Annotated in this window: 17 protein-coding genes and 2 pseudogenes; 12 read left to right on the top strand and 7 right to left on the bottom strand. The window is 36.6% G+C overall.

Translation table 11 applies throughout. From position 1 onward, the window contains the following. Positions 1–142: 142 nt before the first annotated feature. The 3 genes and pseudogenes from ACOMCU_RS18990 to ACOMCU_RS18980 form a co-directional block, all read left to right on the top strand. Positions 143–457 (top strand): annotated as a pseudogene (locus ACOMCU_RS18990) (aminoglycoside phosphotransferase family protein); the annotation flags it as partial. A gap of 90 nt (positions 458–547) precedes the next feature. Then, positions 548–1,045, top strand: a complete 498-nt coding sequence (locus ACOMCU_RS18985) for a DUF4303 domain-containing protein (RefSeq protein WP_421051060.1) — start codon at positions 548–550, stop codon at positions 1,043–1,045. A gap of 176 nt (positions 1,046–1,221) precedes the next feature. Next, positions 1,222–1,392 carry a hypothetical protein gene (locus ACOMCU_RS18980; RefSeq protein WP_421051059.1) on the top strand — a complete coding sequence of 57 codons (171 nt, stop codon included), beginning with the start codon at positions 1,222–1,224 and terminating at the stop codon, positions 1,390–1,392. 108 nt (positions 1,393–1,500) lie between these two features. Here the strand turns inward: ACOMCU_RS18980 and ACOMCU_RS18975 are convergent, their stop codons facing one another. Continuing rightward, complete coding sequence (locus ACOMCU_RS18975) at positions 1,501–1,782, bottom strand: acylphosphatase (RefSeq protein WP_010859264.1); 282 nt, start codon at positions 1,780–1,782, stop codon at positions 1,501–1,503. A 45-nt stretch (positions 1,783–1,827) separates the two neighbouring features. Continuing rightward, positions 1,828–3,555, bottom strand: a complete 1,728-nt coding sequence (locus ACOMCU_RS18970; RefSeq protein ID WP_421051058.1) for a methyl-accepting chemotaxis protein — start codon at positions 3,553–3,555, stop codon at positions 1,828–1,830. 106 nt (positions 3,556–3,661) lie between these two features. Here ACOMCU_RS18970 and ACOMCU_RS18965 point away from each other — a divergent pair, with 106 nt between their 5' ends. The 3 genes from ACOMCU_RS18965 to ACOMCU_RS18955 all read left to right on the top strand — a co-directional run bounded on the left by ACOMCU_RS18965 (position 3,662) and on the right by ACOMCU_RS18955 (position 5,030). Next, positions 3,662–3,997 carry a DUF1033 family protein gene (locus ACOMCU_RS18965; RefSeq protein WP_421051056.1) on the top strand — a complete coding sequence of 112 codons (336 nt, stop codon included), beginning with the start codon at positions 3,662–3,664 and terminating at the stop codon, positions 3,995–3,997. A 201-nt stretch (positions 3,998–4,198) separates the two neighbouring features. Further along, entirely contained in the window at positions 4,199–4,399 is a 201-nt protein-coding gene (locus ACOMCU_RS18960) for a cold-shock protein (protein WP_004230088.1), read from the top strand. A gap of 139 nt (positions 4,400–4,538) precedes the next feature. Beyond that, entirely contained in the window at positions 4,539–5,030 is a 492-nt protein-coding gene (locus ACOMCU_RS18955) for a YkvA family protein (RefSeq protein ID WP_010859267.1), read from the top strand. 161 nt (positions 5,031–5,191) lie between these two features. On the opposite strand, the gene ACOMCU_RS18950 is transcribed toward ACOMCU_RS18955, so the two are convergent. The 4 genes from ACOMCU_RS18950 to ACOMCU_RS18935 all read right to left on the bottom strand — a co-directional run bounded on the left by ACOMCU_RS18950 (position 5,192) and on the right by ACOMCU_RS18935 (position 8,432). Then, positions 5,192–5,725 carry a hypothetical protein gene (locus ACOMCU_RS18950; protein WP_421051054.1) on the bottom strand — a complete coding sequence of 178 codons (534 nt, stop codon included), beginning with the start codon at positions 5,723–5,725 and terminating at the stop codon, positions 5,192–5,194. A gap of 122 nt (positions 5,726–5,847) precedes the next feature. Beyond that, positions 5,848–6,669 (bottom strand): S1 family peptidase, encoded by an 822-nt coding sequence (locus ACOMCU_RS18945; RefSeq protein WP_421051052.1) that lies wholly within the window; start codon positions 6,667–6,669, stop codon positions 5,848–5,850. 59 nt (positions 6,670–6,728) lie between these two features. Then, on the bottom strand, positions 6,729–7,376 hold the full coding sequence (locus ACOMCU_RS18940) for a hypothetical protein (protein ID WP_421051051.1): 648 nt from the start codon (positions 7,374–7,376) through the stop codon (positions 6,729–6,731). 60 nt (positions 7,377–7,436) lie between these two features. Further along, positions 7,437–8,432 carry a S66 family peptidase gene (locus ACOMCU_RS18935; RefSeq protein WP_421051050.1) on the bottom strand — a complete coding sequence of 332 codons (996 nt, stop codon included), beginning with the start codon at positions 8,430–8,432 and terminating at the stop codon, positions 7,437–7,439. Between the two features lie 230 nt (positions 8,433–8,662). Between ACOMCU_RS18935 and ACOMCU_RS18930 the strand changes: the two genes are divergently transcribed. Then, a complete protein-coding gene (locus ACOMCU_RS18930; RefSeq protein ID WP_421051048.1) occupies positions 8,663–9,136 on the top strand; it encodes a DinB family protein in 474 nt (157 codons plus the stop codon). Positions 9,137–9,526: 390 nt separating this feature from the next. On the opposite strand, the gene ACOMCU_RS18925 is transcribed toward ACOMCU_RS18930, so the two are convergent. After that, positions 9,527–11,131 (bottom strand): ABC-F family ATP-binding cassette domain-containing protein, encoded by a 1,605-nt coding sequence (locus ACOMCU_RS18925; RefSeq protein WP_155591103.1) that lies wholly within the window; start codon positions 11,129–11,131, stop codon positions 9,527–9,529. Between the two features lie 719 nt (positions 11,132–11,850). On the opposite strand from ACOMCU_RS18925, the gene ACOMCU_RS18920 reads away from it, so the two are divergent. The 5 genes and pseudogenes from ACOMCU_RS18920 (at position 11,851) to ACOMCU_RS18900 (ending at position 16,861) form a co-directional block, all read left to right on the top strand. Beyond that, a complete protein-coding gene (locus tag ACOMCU_RS18920) occupies positions 11,851–12,432 on the top strand; it encodes a hypothetical protein (protein WP_010859317.1) in 582 nt (193 codons plus the stop codon). Between the two features lie 105 nt (positions 12,433–12,537). After that, positions 12,538–12,747: a hypothetical protein gene (locus ACOMCU_RS18915; protein WP_010859318.1), complete on the top strand. Its 210-nt coding sequence runs from the start codon at positions 12,538–12,540 to the stop codon at positions 12,745–12,747. Positions 12,748–13,255: 508 nt separating this feature from the next. Beyond that, complete coding sequence (locus ACOMCU_RS18910) at positions 13,256–13,384, top strand: hypothetical protein (RefSeq protein ID WP_010859319.1); 129 nt, start codon at positions 13,256–13,258, stop codon at positions 13,382–13,384. Positions 13,385–13,524: 140 nt separating this feature from the next. Then, positions 13,525–13,921: pseudogene (locus ACOMCU_RS18905) on the top strand (IS3 family transposase); the annotation flags it as partial. A 1,401-nt stretch (positions 13,922–15,322) separates the two neighbouring features. Continuing rightward, entirely contained in the window at positions 15,323–16,861 is a 1,539-nt protein-coding gene (locus tag ACOMCU_RS18900) for a DHA2 family efflux MFS transporter permease subunit (RefSeq protein ID WP_010859321.1), read from the top strand. Positions 16,862–17,025: the final 164 nt, after the last annotated feature.

Below are 17,025 nucleotides of genomic sequence, written 5' to 3'. Positions count from 1 at the left end.
CTAGAATGGTAAATGGAAAAAGTTATCCAAATAAATTTTAAATGAGGTATTATTAAACTAAATGCGCAGGTTAGGGTAAGAAGACTAAGAAACAAGTTTTATGACAACATATTTAAAATAAGTGTAAAAGGAGAGAAAGCCAATGAATTTAGGCACTCCAATGGCAATAGGAAATACAGCTAAGATTTATCTTTATGAGGGTAAGATTGTCAAAGTATAAAACGACTATTTGCCTGTAACGGAATCATTGTACGAAGCAAATAAGCAAAGTCTTGCCTACTCACATGACCTTAATGTTCCTAAAGTGTTGGATGTTACAGAAATAGATGGAAAACAGGCTATAATAATGGAATATATTAAAGGGAGAACAATGGGTGAAATCCTGTCTGAAAACATGGATCAAGCAGAACATTTCATCAGTGTCTCCATTGATATCCAACAAAAAATACATATGTTAGTTAAGATAAAAAATTTTAATTGCTACTATTAGTAGTATAGAAACAATAGATGTTCCATTAATATTCATTATTAAGAAAGGAGAGTATGCATGAAACAGAAAATCAAGCAAGCTGTGCAAGAGGCTTATAATGCAATGTATAGTGCCTTAAAGGATGAACAAATCTATGCGATTGTCTTAGTGACAGATGGAGATTGTGGCAGTCTTTATTTAACAATGGGGACAGAAAAATCACTTATTAACATTGGTAAGGAATATGGGGACAACCCAGAAAATTATCGCTTTTTGAAGGATGAATATTTACACTACGATCAAACGGATATGCTAGAAAAGGTGAGTCGTGAACTATTAGATAAAATATTGTATGCCGAAGATAAAGAATTTGTTGAACATCAAGTGATGGTTCATGAAGTAATGAGTGATACGATGTATGAATTGAAACAGGAGGGCGTTATTGACGAAAACATTTTTGCTTTTATTTCGGTGACTGATGATGACATGGATGAAATATTGGAGCTAACATCAGCAAATCGTTGCAATCCGAATCATCCGACACTACCTGCATTTATACGTAATTGGCAACATTAAAAAAGTAAACAATCTCATGCTATTATTAGTTGCGATTTCTCTAATGAGAAAGAGGATGCTGACAGTATGGCGAAAAAACAAAAACACTTTCAGCTGCATTATGAGCCGAGAGTGTTTTTTTATTTTATGCTGCTTAATACCTGGCAATGATAATAGAAAACGATAGGAGTATAATCGTGAAACAGTATCTAAAATTAGAATTGTTAATAGAGCTACCGAATGATTTTGAATTTATAAAGCCATCTACAACACGAGTTGACAACAATATAAATTATCATGTTGATAAAAAAATGACGATGTCTGTAGATGAAATAGCGGAAGAATTATACAATGGTCCGTCTAAATGAAATTCCACATAAAACAAAACCGTATTCAAAACCGTATTCATTAACGACAATACCCGAAAAGCTTGATAAACCTTGCTAAAATAACATTACAAAAATAAAGAAGCCAGACTATACAATGTCTGACTCCATACGTACATAACCTTTTAAATCATCATATAACTCTAACGTAAATGAATTGGAATCTGCCTGTGGGCTAACACCCTTTTGAACAAAGATGAGGAATTCATCCACGGCTTTTTTTGAGCCTTCTACTTCTACCTCAATTTGTTCTAGGTCATTTAGTTTACAATAGCCTTTTAAGCCAAGCTCAATTGCTTTTTGTTTAATGAAAAAGCGGTAGCCTGTCCCATACACATCTCCGAAAAATTTAATCAGCGCTCGTTTATTCACGCCATAACCTCCTACTTATTGAAGAGGGGAGAAGCCTCCCCTTGCTTATTGCATTACACGTTCTTTTTCTAAATGAGTGATTAAGTTATTAATAAAGTATAGAACGCGCTCTGAAGCCTGATTTACCTCTTGTAAATAGACTTCAGCCTTTTGAATATTACCGGCCTCATGTGCTTGTGCTGCAAGCTTCGCTGATTCATGCACACGTGCGTGATATGCATCTAAATCACAATAATCCTGTAAGTGACCGAATCGTTCGACTGTCCTCTTAGCTGTATACCATTTGCCAAGGCGACAATCTTTATGCGAAGATACCTCACTTGGACGTACATTCTCTAAGCCAAGGAACATATTGTAAATACGCCATTTCCATAAAATATGATCAGCTTTTGATAATTGTAATAGGGCGATAGAAGAGAGTTGTACATTATTGTTTGAGATAATGTCGTTGCGGAAGCGGTTAATCTCTTTACCTAATAAGTAAATATCGCTTGATGTATTGTGACTGTATTCACGAATATCATCCTGAAGACTAGAAATTTCTATCATTCTCGCCGATACCTCGTCAATTGCCGCAGCCTGTTCTTGGGAAATAGCGGCCGTATTTGTAACGTCAATATTTATCCCTTCAATTGCACCTACAATAGCATTTAGTAATGGTAACGATTCTTTCGCTTCAATGGTTGCCTCTTTTATGATAGAGGTCGTTTCTGTTATGGATTTCGATACATCATTGGAGTAACTCTTTAGATGATGCACATTCGTTGATACTTCACTCAGTGCAGATACTGTACCTTCAGCGAGTTTACGAACTTCTTGGGCTACTACTGCAAAGCCTTTACCATGTTCACCGGCACGGGCAGCTTCAATGGATGCATTTAATGCCAACAAGTTTGTTTGATCAGCGATTTGGTTAATCAAGGTTACAACATGCTCAATATCATTGACACGTTTTTGTAATTCTGTAAACGAGTCAACGATGGTAGCAAAAGTTTCTTCCGTTTTGAAGATCTCGGTTAACGCATGTTCAATAGCATTTTTCCCTTTCACAGCATGATCAACAGAGTCAGTTGTCTTCTCAGAAATGCGAGAAGACATACGCGCAACCTCATTGATTGAGGCGGCAATTTCTTCTGTCGCTGCTGTAGAGGACTGTATTTCTTCATTTTGTTTATCTAAACTGAATACTAAATCCTTCATATACATAATTTTTGCGTTTACATCCATTAATGAAGAAACCTCTGCCACTACATTCTCAATAATACGCTCAGTTAATACTTCGAAAAGTAATTCTTGGTCAACGTTGACAGCCGACTGGAAAGATTTCATGTATTCAAATGCCTTGTTTGGCTTTAAACCAAAATTATGTAAAATATACGTTGTAATATAAAAGGCAAACTGATTAAATACGACAATTAGTTTGCCAGGCTCGAATTGATTTTTTCTGAATAAATTGAAAAATTTAATCGTTTCATCCACGTATTCATCATCACGAGTTGCTAAGAAAAATTGAGTCAAGTATCGATCTATATTTTCTTCACTGATTGTGTGCTGGGAGGAAGGAGAGATTTCCCTTAAATAATTGTTAAAAATACCGTTCATAGAAGGAGTGATATCTTTTAGTTTTGTGTAGAGGGCTTTTAAATTCACTTCATCTTGTGAATTAAAATGATTAAACGCCAACGTTTTATTGAAACGGCCTGTTGCACTTAAATTTGTACCGCGCTTTAGTAATTCTTCGAGCTCTGCCTTAGGTCGAATACTTGAAAACATAAAAAAATACCTCCCAAAAGTAATAATGAATAATAAGGTAATAATAGCATATTTCAGGGTGTTTTAATAGACAATTCATGTGTGTTTGCTAAAATGAGATTATCTGATGACAACAAGGAATGGGGCAAATATGTATACAATACTTTACATGAAAGCTGATTATGAGCCTTGGTGGAAATTTGAGGGCTGGGAAGCTTTTATTCAAACACAAGAAACGTTCGAGACGAAAGAACAGTTTGAGCAAGCACTACAAGAAAAATTAAATAGCTTTAGACCAGTATATGAACACGAGGCGAGTAAAGAAGGCAAGTACTGGGCATTTTGGTCAGAAGAAGAAAGCTTTTATTGCGAAGCCTGTGATGATGATGCACAAGTTTATCATGGAATTATTGCAGTTGAAACGACAGATTTAGATTTAAACGGAAAATTGCAAATTAAATAAAAAAACTTTTTTCTTTATTTGACAAATTATTGAATGCTAGTTATACTTAGGTTAACAATTTAATTGCTTCACCGGAAACATGGATTCACATATTACAAAAAGTGATCGCGTTAGTTCGGTACTCTTTGTAATATGTGAATTTTTTCATTTCCTGAAGAAATTACATATTGTTCACTTTTATTTTTTTGGAGGTTATCTTAAATGAAACAAGGTACAGTAAAATGGTTTAACTCAGAAAAAGGTTTTGGATTCATCGAAGTTGAAGGCGAAAACGACGTATTCGTACACTTCTCAGCTATCCAAGGCGAAGGTTTCAAAACTCTTGACGAAGGTCAAAAAGTGGAATTCGAAGTTGTAGATGGCAACCGCGGACCACAAGCTGCTAACGTAACTAAACTTTAATTCTCAGTAATTAAAAATACTTTCGTTAAATTAAGGCATCCTATGTAAATAGGATGCCTTTTTTTCATTCTTTCAACATAAAAGGATTACATTTTTGTTTTTTTGGTAATAGGTATAGGGAGTAAAGGAGGAAGATAACATGGATACGTTTCAAAATATACCGAATGACAAAGAACAACGGGATTTTTATCATAAGCTGCGGACTAAATTAGTTACATTTCTTGAATCAAAGACTGGAAGGCACAATAAATTTGCAGAGTATTTGATGTTTGTACCTGATGTATTTCATTTATTAATAAAAACATTGATGGACCCTGCTATTGATACAAAAAGTCGTTCACTGATTGGTGCTACTATTGCTTATTTTATCTTCCCAATGGATTTTATGCCCGAGGGTGTTCTTGGATTTGGTGGTTTTATGGATGATCTTGTATTAGCAACTTTTGTCGTCAACACGATTATCAATAAACTGGGACCCGAAGTGATTGAGAAACATTGGACAGGGGATAATAAGCTCCTTGATGTTTTACAAAAAATTGCGGGAACGAGTGATCAAATTATTAGTAAGATACCGGTAAAATCGATGTTTACACAATATATAAGGCATGAAACGAAGGGGAATAATAAATAATATTATTATGTAAACTAATTAATTGTTCGTCAGTTAACATGGGCAAAGTGATCGAAAGTGAATAAATATTAAAACTTCAAACACCGTAAACCCCGTTGTTATTTTACAACGGGATTTACATACCCAATCGTTGGGACAAAAAATTGTAGTGTCAAGAGAAATTAGTGCTCGATTTTAACGAAAATTTCATGGTTGCCTCGTATGAAATTACTTATGCCAATAACCGTTAGGGGAGCGATGTTGGTGAATTTTAAATAGAGGGAATCCATTGCTACAGCAAGTTCTCGATTACTTCCAAGATCCTCACGTGTGACAGCAAACTTCTCTAAAGTATTAGGGCAATGGTACCTCTGAAGTATTATTTCAGTTTCTTCTAACAGTTGATACATAGGTTCATCTCCAAAATACTGTAAACCTATTTTAATTGCCGACCAAATTTTAGGTTGCGCCATATAATAGGCACTCCACCAATAGAACTCTTCCTTTGATTCAATTGCATGATCATAGTACACATGAAAAATAAACAACGCTTTATGTCCAATGTTTAAGTCTTTATAAAAAAGTTCTTTAACTATTGAACTATTCTCTTGTACCATTCTCCTTTTATAATCCAAAATTAACGGTTTAAAACAGGCATGGACCAATGCGATATCACCTAAAGCATCAAACTCCACTTTTTTCATCTGTGCTATCATTCTATAATCACTCCTTACTCATTATTATAAAGTGATGTCACAATTATTGGAAAAATTCCAACTAAAATTTCCACATTATTTAATGATGAAAATTTTTTACAACCTAAACTCACCTTAATAAGCTAGTTAAAAGTATGCGAATTTAATAAGTCTTGTAACACTTGAACCGGGACAAACAAGCCAACTCGACCAAATGGTTCCTGTTTCATTGTTGCAAAAACGACCCCGATTACCTCACCATCCGCATTAAGGACAGGGCTGCCACTGTTGCCCTTGTAAACAGGTGCTTGCATCATCATAACGGGTACCTGCCAATCTTCTAGTAAAGTTGTTTCAAGTAATGTACCTTCATTGGCGATCCCCGTAAAGGCCAGTGGATTACCAATAAAATACACATGCTCATTCTTGGCATAATGAGGATTGTCAGCGAGCGTTAAAGATGGGATGTTGTCACCAGTCACTTGCAATAGTGCTAAATCGACATCTGGGAAGCTTTGCAATAATTGCGCCTCCATTAGACCTTCTTCTGGAAACACAACCGACAATGTGAGGGCATCCTCAACTACATGGGCGTTTGTTACAATAAGTCCATCGGAGGATATGGCAAAGCCTGTCCCTTTGCTAGTACCTGTAGATATTTCTACGACAGCCTTTTTATATGTTTGGATATCTTCCTGTGCAGATAATTTTGTAGATACTTTTATGAATTCAAGAGCTGGAATGGAGTAAATTTGGAATATAAGTGCAAAAGTATTGAAAAATAAAACACACGCCATACTCCATACAATCCATTTTACAATTGGCCGTTGCTTCTTTGGCTTTTTGCCTTGCAGGCGTTGTTCACGTTCTGCTGCTAATGCCTTTTGTTGTTCTTCAAGCACGAGCTCAATAAATTCCTCTTCCGTTAATTCTTCCTCTGTAGACGACTTATGTAAATCATTCATATTAGGTACCTCCTTCTCCCAAAATGAAAGACGTCCAAGCCGGACGCCTGTGAAGCCCATTATTCTATTGTTCGCAGTGTTGATGTTACGACAAATGGCTCTTCGTTATCTGTTTGCATCGTATCTTCTATACGGATGAGTCCAACATCTTTAGCGAAATATTTTTGTGTCGTCATCGTATCTTTTGTTCGTGTAAGCTGAATAACATCGTGATAAATTTTTGTTCCAGTATCGACTGTTGCAGTAGTCGACTGGATGGTCCAACCAGCAAAGCTGTTTCCGACTTCGAAAGGCAGCTGTAAAATAGGTTCGATGACTGGAAATGAAGCCGCTTCTTGTGCTGTCGGAAGTGATGGAGTATTATCCACGGCCGCTTTATAGATGAGGACAATCGCAGAGTCAGTTAGTCGATAAACCTTTAACATGATGACACCGCCATTATCTTCTATTTGAGCGATATGTGTGTCATCGATATAGGTAGTTTGCAGCGAAAAGCTAGCAAATTCATTGCCTTGACCTACATAATATGCAGTTGAACCATCGGGTGGGATAAAACTAGCAAGATTTTCTGCTGTTTTTGGTTCAGCTGTTTTTTCAAATTTAGATGCTTCAGCCGTCACAGCTTGTTTTGAAAGTTCTGTAACTTTATTTGTCGTACAACCAACTAATAGTATTGCTAGAGAGAGTACAAACAAGATAGATCGCATAAGCAAGCTCCTTCTGCTATTTTCTTTAAGTATACGCGAAGTTCCTATGGTATACGAATATTATGAAAACCAGTTTTCCAAAAAGGTAATGCGTTTATTTGTTGTATCGACACGCACACGTAAGCCAAGTGGCATGGCATGAAGTGGGTGAGTATGACAGCAATCTACATCAGCTAAAATCGGTATAGTAAGTCCATCGAGCTGTTCGATTAACACATCATATGGCTGTCGATCGGTGCCTAAATCATCGTATTGCTCATGCTTGCCTAGAATAATGGCTGAAGCTTTGTCAAAAAAGCCATGCAATTTTAGCATTGCAAAGTTCTTCTCCACAACTGCGATGGTTTTCGATGTGTCTTCTAACAGTAAAATATCGCCTTTTTCAATTTGAGGGAAGTAAGGCGTTCCGATAAAACCGTACATCGTATTGACGTTGCCACCAATCAATCGCCCTTCAGCTACGCCATGCTGGACAGTAATCCAGGAATTACGATGTTGCGTTTTTTCCGCTGTTTTTTCAAGCCAATTTACGCGATCATCTGTCCAAATAGGAGGAATAGGCATTTCATAGGGGAACGTGAGAGAATCTACAAAGAGTTCTTTGAAATATTGCGCTGTATAATGAACAAAAGGTGGAAATTCACCGAATGTTGAAGCAACGGACGGGCCATAGAACACAGGGATGCCTGTCTTGGCATATAGGGCAAGTAGTATGGCTGTCACGTCAGATAATCCTACAAGTATTTTAGGGTGTTGTTGAAATGCCTCGTAATCTAGATAAGGCAGCATACTATTGGCGTTAGTTCCACCCATTGTAGGTAAAACCATTTTGATATTTGGGTCGCGCAGTAGGGTATTCAGTTCATCAGCACGTTCTTTTGGTGTACCAGAACGATAAAAATCAGTTTTACCAGTTAATGCACCTTCTTTAATGGTGAAGCCAAAAGCATGTAAACGGGCCTTGCCTCGTTCATAGCGTGCGCGTGCGATGACAGAAGCGGGCTTTGAGGGTGAGTAAATACCAATTGTATCGCCCTTTTTTAATGGGGAAAACATAAAATACCTCTTTCTAATTACATAGTTTTTGCCATTATACATGAGTTTACAATTATTTGGGGGATTATGATGATTTTATGAAAGAGCAGTAAAAATTAACTGGTATATATTGCTGATGTAGAAACATTTTGTTTACTATAATTATATTATGTAAACAAAGGTGTTGGAAACTTGCTAGAAAGATGAGATTTTTATATGATAGAGTTAAGCCAAAAATAGGGGGCGTTTATATGTATCGTCAAGTAGAGGATTTTCTAAATGAATGGTCTAATGCATCACAAGGGACTGCTCAAGTACTACAGGCAGTGACAGATGAAAAACTAAATCAAAGTATTGTGGAAGGCCACAGTACACTCGGGTGGTTAGGATGGCATTTAGCTGGCGCGATAGGTTATTTTGGCTATTTAGCAGGCCTAAAAGTACCAATGCTTCGTCAAGAGGATCCAGTACCTGCAACGGCTGCCGAAATTGTAGCTGCATATGAAGAGGCTGCAAAAAGTGTAAAAGAAGAAGTAGCAAAGCTATCAAATGAAGATTTGCTAGAAGAAGTAAAGGGCTTTGATGGCCCAATTTCGCGAGGGGCATTATTACGAACGCTCGTGGATCATCAGACGCATCATCGTGGTCAAATGACTGTACTCCTACGTCAAGCAGATTTACCAGTACCAGGCGTGATGGGGCCGACAAAGGAAATGCAAAAATAATCAAAACGGCAGATACGTTGAGTATCCGCTCAGATTGTAGACAAACTCAAAAAATGGAGTTTGTCTACAATTTTTTTCTTTTAAAATAGAAGTTTCTATAAGAACCCGTTGACTTCCGCTACGGCGGACGCATGGCATCAGTCTCTTCGTCGCTGCGCTCCAATCAACTAGTGTACGTCTAACGGAATACATAGCATTTGCCTCGTAAATAAGTCATGACAGCACCATATATCTTCCATTTGTCATTTTAAATGACAGGCAATTGGCACTTGATAAGGCGTTATCTCAGGTAAGAATTTTGGGTAAATAAAAAACTCCCCCAAACAAGTGGGGGAGAATGAACGTAACCGATATGAAAGTAGAAAATTCACTGGTTGAATGGAAAACAGCTTAGCTTAAACCTTGGCTATCTTTCCATTCAAGGAATTCATCATACGTTAATAATTTATCTAGAATTGTGCCGTCTTCACGGATTTCGATGACGCGGTTCGCAATTGTTTGGATGAACTGGTGGTCATGAGATGTGAAGATCATCGCACCTTTGAAGCGGATTAAGCCTTCATTAAGTGCTTGGATTGACTCAAGGTCAAGATGGTTCGTAGGCTCATCTAGTAAAATAACGTTTGCAGTGGCAAGCATCATTTTAGAAAGCATACAACGTACTTTTTCGCCCCCTGATAATACAGAAGGAGATTTTTTCACTTCTTCACCAGAGAATAGCATACGACCTAAGAAGCCGCGTAAGAAGCTTTCTGTTTCATCATCAGGTGAATATTGGCGTAGCCATTCTACTAATGATTTCTCTGAACCCTCGAAGTATTTATCGTGATCGTTCTCAAAGTAGCTTTGAGATGTTGTCACACCCCATTTGAATGTACCAGCATCTGCTTGTCTTTCTTCCATTAGAATATCAAGAAGCGCTGTTTTTGCCATTGGGTTACCAAGTAAAATGATTTTATCATCTTTGTTCATCGAGAAGCGAATATCATTCAGTAATGTTTCGCCTTCATTACTTGCTGTAAGACCTTCAACCGTTAACACATCATTACCGATTTCACGACCCGTTTGGAAGTTGATGAATGGATATTTACGGCTAGATGGTTTAATGTCATCAAGCTCGATTTTATCAAGCATTTTCTTACGAGAAGTAGCTTGGCTTGATTTCGAAGCGTTCGCAGAGAAACGCGCAACGAATGCTTGTAATTCTTTAATCTTTTCTTCTTTCTTCTTGTTTTGGTCTGCCATCATTTTTTGTGCTAATTGGCTAGACTCATACCAGAAGTCATAGTTCCCAACGTATAATTGGATTTTAGAGAAATCAAGGTCAGCAATATGTGTACATACCTTGTTTAAGAAGTGACGGTCATGGGATACAACAATTACCGTATTTTCAAAGTTAATTAGGAATTCTTCTAACCATTGGATTGCTTTTAAGTCAAGGTGGTTGGTAGGCTCATCCAGTAATAGAACATCTGGTTTACCAAATAGCGCTTGTGCTAATAAGACTTTGACTTTGTCAGAACCTTCTAGGTCAGCCATTAGCATATAATGTAGCTCGTCGCCAATTCCTAAGCCATTTAATAATGTTGCTGCTTCTGATTCAGCTTCCCAACCATTGAGGTCAGCGAATTCACCCTCTAATTCAGCAGCACGCATACCATCTTCATCAGAAAATTCTTCTTTTGCATAGATTGCGTCTTTTTCAGCTTTTACTTCCCAAAGACGTTTGTTGCCCATAACCACGGTATCTAATACATTGAATTCATCGTATTCGAAGTGGTTTTGTTTAAGGACTGATAAGCGTTCGTCCTTACCCATTGAGACATTTCCTTCTTGCGCTTCAATTTCACCAGAAAGAATTTTTAGGAATGTTGATTTACCAGCTCCGTTTGCTCCGATTAAACCGTAGCAATTCCCTGGTGTGAATTTTATATTTACGTCTTCAAATAGTTTACGATCGCCATAGCGAAGACCTACATTACTTACTTGAATCATGCAAGTTCCTCCTTTTTTCACAATGGCTCTAGTATATCATGAAATATGTTCCATAGTCTATAAACATTATTAAATCAAGGTTTATAGTCATGTACACTACTTATTAGCCCTAGTTTCTGCCCCAACTACCTGTAAACTGTGACTGAATAAAGAAACAGCTTCCACTTCCATTTCTTTTAAAACATGCCCATACACTTTAAAAATCATATCAGGCGTATTCCCAAGTCTTTCCGAAATTACTTTCACATTCATTCCTTGATTTAATAAGATGGTGCAATGCGCATATGCACGTGAGCGTGTGGATCAGTTAATGACCAGTGAGCAGAACACATGATGAGCCGTGTGTTGGAAAATAGAAAAATGGGGCGTGTGGCAGACTACGGTATTCTGAGGGAGCATGATAAGTAACTGTATGCAGCAGCTAAGAAAGTGATGGACCAAATTCATTCAGAACTGGGGCATGGTAAGAATCGTTGGGTGTTGGCTATGCGTTACACGGGTGATTAAAGGAATGATATAAAAGGATAGTATTTATAATCACTACCCTTTTATGTAAAATTCTGTTATCATATACATAATATATATAAAAACATAAAATTTACTTTAAATGTAAAAATATGTATTTATGTGTGTTCAAAAAGTGATGAGGAGGGATAATAATATTTCTATTGAAATGAAAAGGTTTATTTTTAAATATAATTAGGAGGTATTTTATTGTTATGAAAAGTATTATGAAGAAGTTTTTTGTTATCGCTTCAGTTTTATTGTTTGTGAATTTCACAATTACTACTGGTGTTTCGGCTGCTCAAAGTATCAATTCAACAAATGAATTGCAAATTAATAATTTAACAGCTGAAAAAATAGAAGCTTTAGGATTGAGTGTTTATTTTACTGATGATGGTTTAATGAATATTGATAAAGAACGAGCTCTTGCATATTATGATTTTAGTCAACAAGAGTTAGATAGTATTGAATCACAATTAAAAAATATTTCTAAAGATAGAGTAACTGAATTAAAAGAAATTACTATGAGTACTCAAAATAATGATGAAGCTGTAGTATATGCAATTCCGGTAATAGTATGGGTTGGAGCTGGAGTTATTGGTTTATTAACTGGAGCTGCAATTTATTTCACAGGTAAATATATGAACTGGCAAGAAAAGAAGTATTTAGTTGATTCATGTTACAAGCATGGTGGACGACCTATTCTGGATAGTGGAGATACCGCTGGTCTTACTGGAGAACCGAAAAAAGCTTGGTGGAAGATTGGAAATACGTATAGCTTTGAATGTGCTAAATAACAAAAAAAGGCCTTTTAGGGTCTTTTTTGTTATTTGTATGTTATTCAATAATTTTTATCATATCTTATAATATTTTCTGAATTAATGTGAATGGGAGATGAAATTATGGAGTTACTTTTATTTTTAACATCACTAATTGTAATTGTTTGTTTGATTATGGGTATTTCTTCAACTAAAAAATATTATAAATTTAAAGAAGAAAAATTAAATTTCGAAAAAGAAAAGTTCAATTTAGATAAAGAAAAGTTTAATTTAGAGAAAGAAAAATTAAATTTAGAGAAAAAGAGATTAGAATTAGAAGAGCTAAAAATATAATTAATTATATTTTTATAACCAAAAAGCAAAAAAAACATCAAGGTAATTCACACTCATCGCTATTACTCCTTTAAATATAAATGTTATCTAAAATGATACTTCATAAGTAGTGACATCTTTTTTATATGCAAGTCCTTGACCATCTATAGTTGCATCATAAGCTTTTGTCCCATAAACATAAAAAGCACTATTCAAGCTCCAGCACTCAGCCTTCGACTAGGAGCTGAGCGCTGGAGCTTTTTTTTCTTTTGATTTTATAATTACTAAGCTAACGACACTCATAATCGCAATTCCATACATAATTGTTTTATTGGTTTCACCCCAAGTGTCCACCATTGCTGTAAGAATTATTATTAGTAATAAAAAGTAAAGTATGTAACTTCGCGTTTGTTAAACTCCTGTTCTTCTTAAGTATCGGAAAAAAAGTAGAATTAATAAATTCCCACCACAAAGATTAGAGTAACGACTGGAAAGCTGGATGGCACATAAATCTCCTGGAGAGCGAATAGTGAATGTGTCTTATTCTACGGTGAGGGATGGTGTCCATGTTGCGTGCAAACAAGGGGGTGAGCAAGCTGAGCGTGGTTGTCGTGGTTTTAGGCACGCATATGCACGTGAGCGTATGGATCACAGTTAATGACCAGTGAGCAGAATCACATGATGAGTCGTGTGTTGGAAAATAGAAAAATGGGGCGTGTGGGAGACTACGGTATTCTGCGGGAGCATGATACATGTTTTAAATCTGACTTGAGGATTGGCTTCACTGGCCGTTTTTTTGTTTTTAACGGAGAGATAGTGGCTTAAGCCATTGGCGATTGTCAGGACACGGCGTTCGTCTTGGACACTTTGTCTCAAATTAATTCATTTCTAGAAGGGTGTATATTATAGCGATCAAAGTTAAGTTTACACATCGGCAGCATATCAAGAAGTTGTAAAAGGAAAAGGCAATACCATGAGCATGTCCCGCAAAGAAACGCCCGCTGATAATGCCCCCATTGAATCGTTTCATGCCTCACTTAAGTCAGAAACGTTCTACATCGACGGATTAACTCACACTACAACGGTAATTGTAGAGCAAACCGTACGAGATTATCTCATCTATTATAACAATACTCGAATTCACACAAAACTAAACAACCAGTCGCCGATACAATATCGACAACCGGTTGGATGATGCTTTTTTAGACTGTCTCATTTAGAGGGTTCAGTTCCTATTCTTTTTTCAAAACATGTTCTTTTCTTTGGTTCATATATCAAGGTTCGTAAGATTATTTCACCTATATATTATTTCAAAGTTACATTATATAGTCCCATTTATACGCTGCCAAGCAATATTTTTCAGCTCCAATTCAGTCCCAAAATTAAGCAATAATAAGCATTATCTTGCACAGTTCAAAAATACGATAAAACCTGTAAAGTGTTGATATTATGGGATTTCTATTCTAACTGTTGTTGTACTTTGCATCGTTTTCACAGTATATCATGAGATATGTTCCATAGTCGATAAACATTATTAAATCGACGTTTATCGTTATTTGAGCTATTGCTTGGCCTCAGTTCCTGCTCCAGCTACCTATAAACTGTTACTGAATAAAGAGACAAATGTCGTTTCTACTAAAACATGTCCAGACACTTTAAAAGTCATATTAAAGCTGTAATCCTAGTCTCTCGGAAATTATTTTCACATACAATGATAGGCCGTTAGCTTTACAAAGTAATTTATAGGAAGAGGAGTGCTCTTTGTGAGTCTAATGAGCATGCTTTTTGTTTAGTTCACAGGTGTTGTCCGAGAGGAAGACAAAAGAAAAAAGTAGTATTGACGTTGAGAACATTCAATACTACTCATTTTTATATTAAATGTAAGGACCGTTTAATTGAAGAAGCTTTCTTGTCTCAAAAGACGATTGACATAAAACGATATACTATTGGTAAAGTATGAATGGGTCATTATGAAGAGAAATCCTTGAAATGGTATCAAAACGGAGGAGAAACTTTATCATGCAGATTCTTTAGAAGAAATAGCAAAGTTACTCATAAATGAATCGACAATTACATTGAAAAAAATGAGGTCTTGTGGTAAATTTATATGGATAGACATTTTATAATTATTTTTTGTATATTATCCCTATTTTAATTATACTATACAATTAATTCTTTAGTCAACCCTTATATTTATTTTTTAAGGAGTGTTTGCTATGAATTCAGTATTGCAAGAGCAAAAACGAGTGAAAAGTGAAATGGAAATAATGAAGGAGTGAATCAGCAGATTAGAGGAAGAAACGTGCCAGCGCAAGAACGAAGTGATTACTATCCGCAAATATATTGAGGATGAAATCAAGGGGCCTATTGATACCTTCGACGATTTTCTTAAGACCATCATTGGCTTAAGAAAAGAGGTTCAAGCGTCGCTATAAACCAAAGCACCAAAAGACATGTATACAAGAAATTGTCAGCGCTGCACAGTTGGCAGGAGGTTCCTTATAATCGAGGGAAGTGGGCGCAGCCGGCAGCGGCAAGAGTGGCCGCCTTACAACAATGCACTTTATTTAATCGTAGAAAGTAGGACTGATTCTATTTGTCAAAGGAAACCAATTCTGTTCAAAAAAAACCGCCATACGGCATGATTGCCATTTTATTTATCGGGGCCTTTGTTGCTATATTAAATGAAACATTACTTAACGTTGCCCTTCCATCTATTATGGAAGAATTCGATGTGAATGCAACTACAGTACAATGGCTCTCTACAGGTTACATGCTTATTAACGGTATTTTAATACCAGCGAGTGCGTTCTTCATTCAGCGCTTTTCTGATAAAAAGTTATTTATTACAGCAATGTTATTGTTTACTTTGGGCACACTCCTAGCTAGTATTGCACCTGCATTTGGTGTGTTATTAGGGGCACGAATGATTCAAGCTTCAGGCTCCGCGATTATGATGCCGTTATTAATGAATGTCATGCTTACCGCATTTCCAGTTGAAAAAAGAGGGACAGCAATGGGCATGTTTGGTCTTGTGATGATTACAGCTCCAGCGATTGGACCGACTCTTTCTGGATGGTTGATTGAGCATTACAGCTGGAGAATGTTATTCGATCTTGTTCTGCCAATTGCCGTTTTAACCTTAATTTTTGCAGTCTTTAAATTAAAAGATGTCACACCACAACGCGCTATTAAGCTTGATTTCATGTCTCTCGTTTTATCAAGCATAGGATTCGGTGGTTTGCTGTATGGCTTTAGTTCTGCAGGGGAAAAAGGATGGGATAGTCCACTCGTGTACGGTACGATTATAATTGGTGCACTTGCTTTAATTACCTTTATAGTACGTCAACTTCGGATGGATGATCCAATGCTTGAGTTTCGTATCTACAAATATCCAATGTTCGCCTTGTCATCGGCCATTTCAATCGTGATTGCGGTCGCCATGTTTTCAGCAATGATCTTGATGCCAATCTATGTACAAACCATTCGTGGAATTTCACCTATGGACTCTGGCCTATTAATGCTTCCTGGAGCAATTGTTATGGGGATTATGTCGCCCATTACAGGGAAACTCTTTGATAAGTATGGAGCAAGAATTTTGGCCGTGAGTGGGTTGACCATTACCGTTGTGACATCTTATTACTTTAGCAAAATTGGTATGGATACGGCTTATTCTACCCTTGTGCTGCTGTATACCTTCCGTATGTTTGGGATGTCAATGGTCATGATGCCGGTCATGACAAATGGTTTGAATCAGCTACCAGCGATAAATAATCCACACGGAACAGCTATGAACAATACACTACAACAGGTATCAGGTGCCATTGGTTCCGCGTTGTTGATTACTGTAATGAACAATCAAACGACAGTAAAAGCAGAGGAATTAGCTGCTGACGCAATGGCAAATATGGGTGCAAGTGCAGCTCAACCATCTGCACAGGCTACAACTGAAATACAACAACAAATCATGAATGAAGCAATGTTACATGGTATTAATTTTACCTTTTTCATTTCTACATTGATTGCGGTTATAGCACTCATTTTAGCTTTCTTTATTAAAAGAGTAAAACCAAATCAAGAAGATAAGACGGATGAAGAAGTTGTTGTTCAACATGTAGATACTGGTAAAGTGTGATAAATATACTGAAAATCGGGTGATGCCTAGCTCTGGCACCACCCGGTTTTTTTATTTCACAATCACCAATTCTTCAAAGCTCGATTACTATAAGCAATTGCTTTAACATCCGCATGCTATATTCTATAAAACAAAAGGAGAGTATGCATATTTCACCACTTTCT

It is taken from the genome of Lysinibacillus sp. UGB7 (assembly GCF_049058285.1).
In the GTDB taxonomy this organism is placed as follows: domain Bacteria; phylum Bacillota; class Bacilli; order Bacillales_A; family Planococcaceae; genus Lysinibacillus; species Lysinibacillus sphaericus_B.
Note: the sequence above shows the minus strand (reverse complement) of the source record. Positions and strands in the feature narration are given on the sequence as shown.

Bases quoted from the DNA above. Each gene is read 5' to 3' on its own strand.
- ACOMCU_RS18985 (WP_421051060.1), top strand. From the start codon at position 548: ATGAAACAGAAAATCAAGCAAGCTGTGCAAGAGGCTTATAATGCAATG.
- ACOMCU_RS18970 (WP_421051058.1), bottom strand. From the start codon at position 3,555: ATGTTTTCAAGTATTCGACCTAAGGCAGAGCTCGAAGAATTACTAAAG.
- ACOMCU_RS18965 (WP_421051056.1), top strand. From the start codon at position 3,662: ATGACAACAAGGAATGGGGCAAATATGTATACAATACTTTACATGAAA.
- ACOMCU_RS18960 (WP_004230088.1), top strand. From the start codon at position 4,199: ATGAAACAAGGTACAGTAAAATGGTTTAACTCAGAAAAAGGTTTTGGA.
- ACOMCU_RS18955 (WP_010859267.1), top strand. From the start codon at position 4,539: ATGGATACGTTTCAAAATATACCGAATGACAAAGAACAACGGGATTTT.
- ACOMCU_RS18950 (WP_421051054.1), bottom strand. From the start codon at position 5,725: ATGATAGCACAGATGAAAAAAGTGGAGTTTGATGCTTTAGGTGATATC.
- ACOMCU_RS18945 (WP_421051052.1), bottom strand. From the start codon at position 6,669: ATGAATGATTTACATAAGTCGTCTACAGAGGAAGAATTAACGGAAGAG.
- ACOMCU_RS18940 (WP_421051051.1), bottom strand. From the start codon at position 7,376: ATGCGATCTATCTTGTTTGTACTCTCTCTAGCAATACTATTAGTTGGT.
- ACOMCU_RS18935 (WP_421051050.1), bottom strand. From the start codon at position 8,432: ATGTTTTCCCCATTAAAAAAGGGCGATACAATTGGTATTTACTCACCC.
- ACOMCU_RS18930 (WP_421051048.1), top strand. From the start codon at position 8,663: ATGTATCGTCAAGTAGAGGATTTTCTAAATGAATGGTCTAATGCATCA.
- ACOMCU_RS18925 (WP_155591103.1), bottom strand. From the start codon at position 11,131: ATGATTCAAGTAAGTAATGTAGGTCTTCGCTATGGCGATCGTAAACTA.
- ACOMCU_RS18920 (WP_010859317.1), top strand. From the start codon at position 11,851: ATGAAAAGTATTATGAAGAAGTTTTTTGTTATCGCTTCAGTTTTATTG.
- ACOMCU_RS18915 (WP_010859318.1), top strand. From the start codon at position 12,538: ATGGAGTTACTTTTATTTTTAACATCACTAATTGTAATTGTTTGTTTG.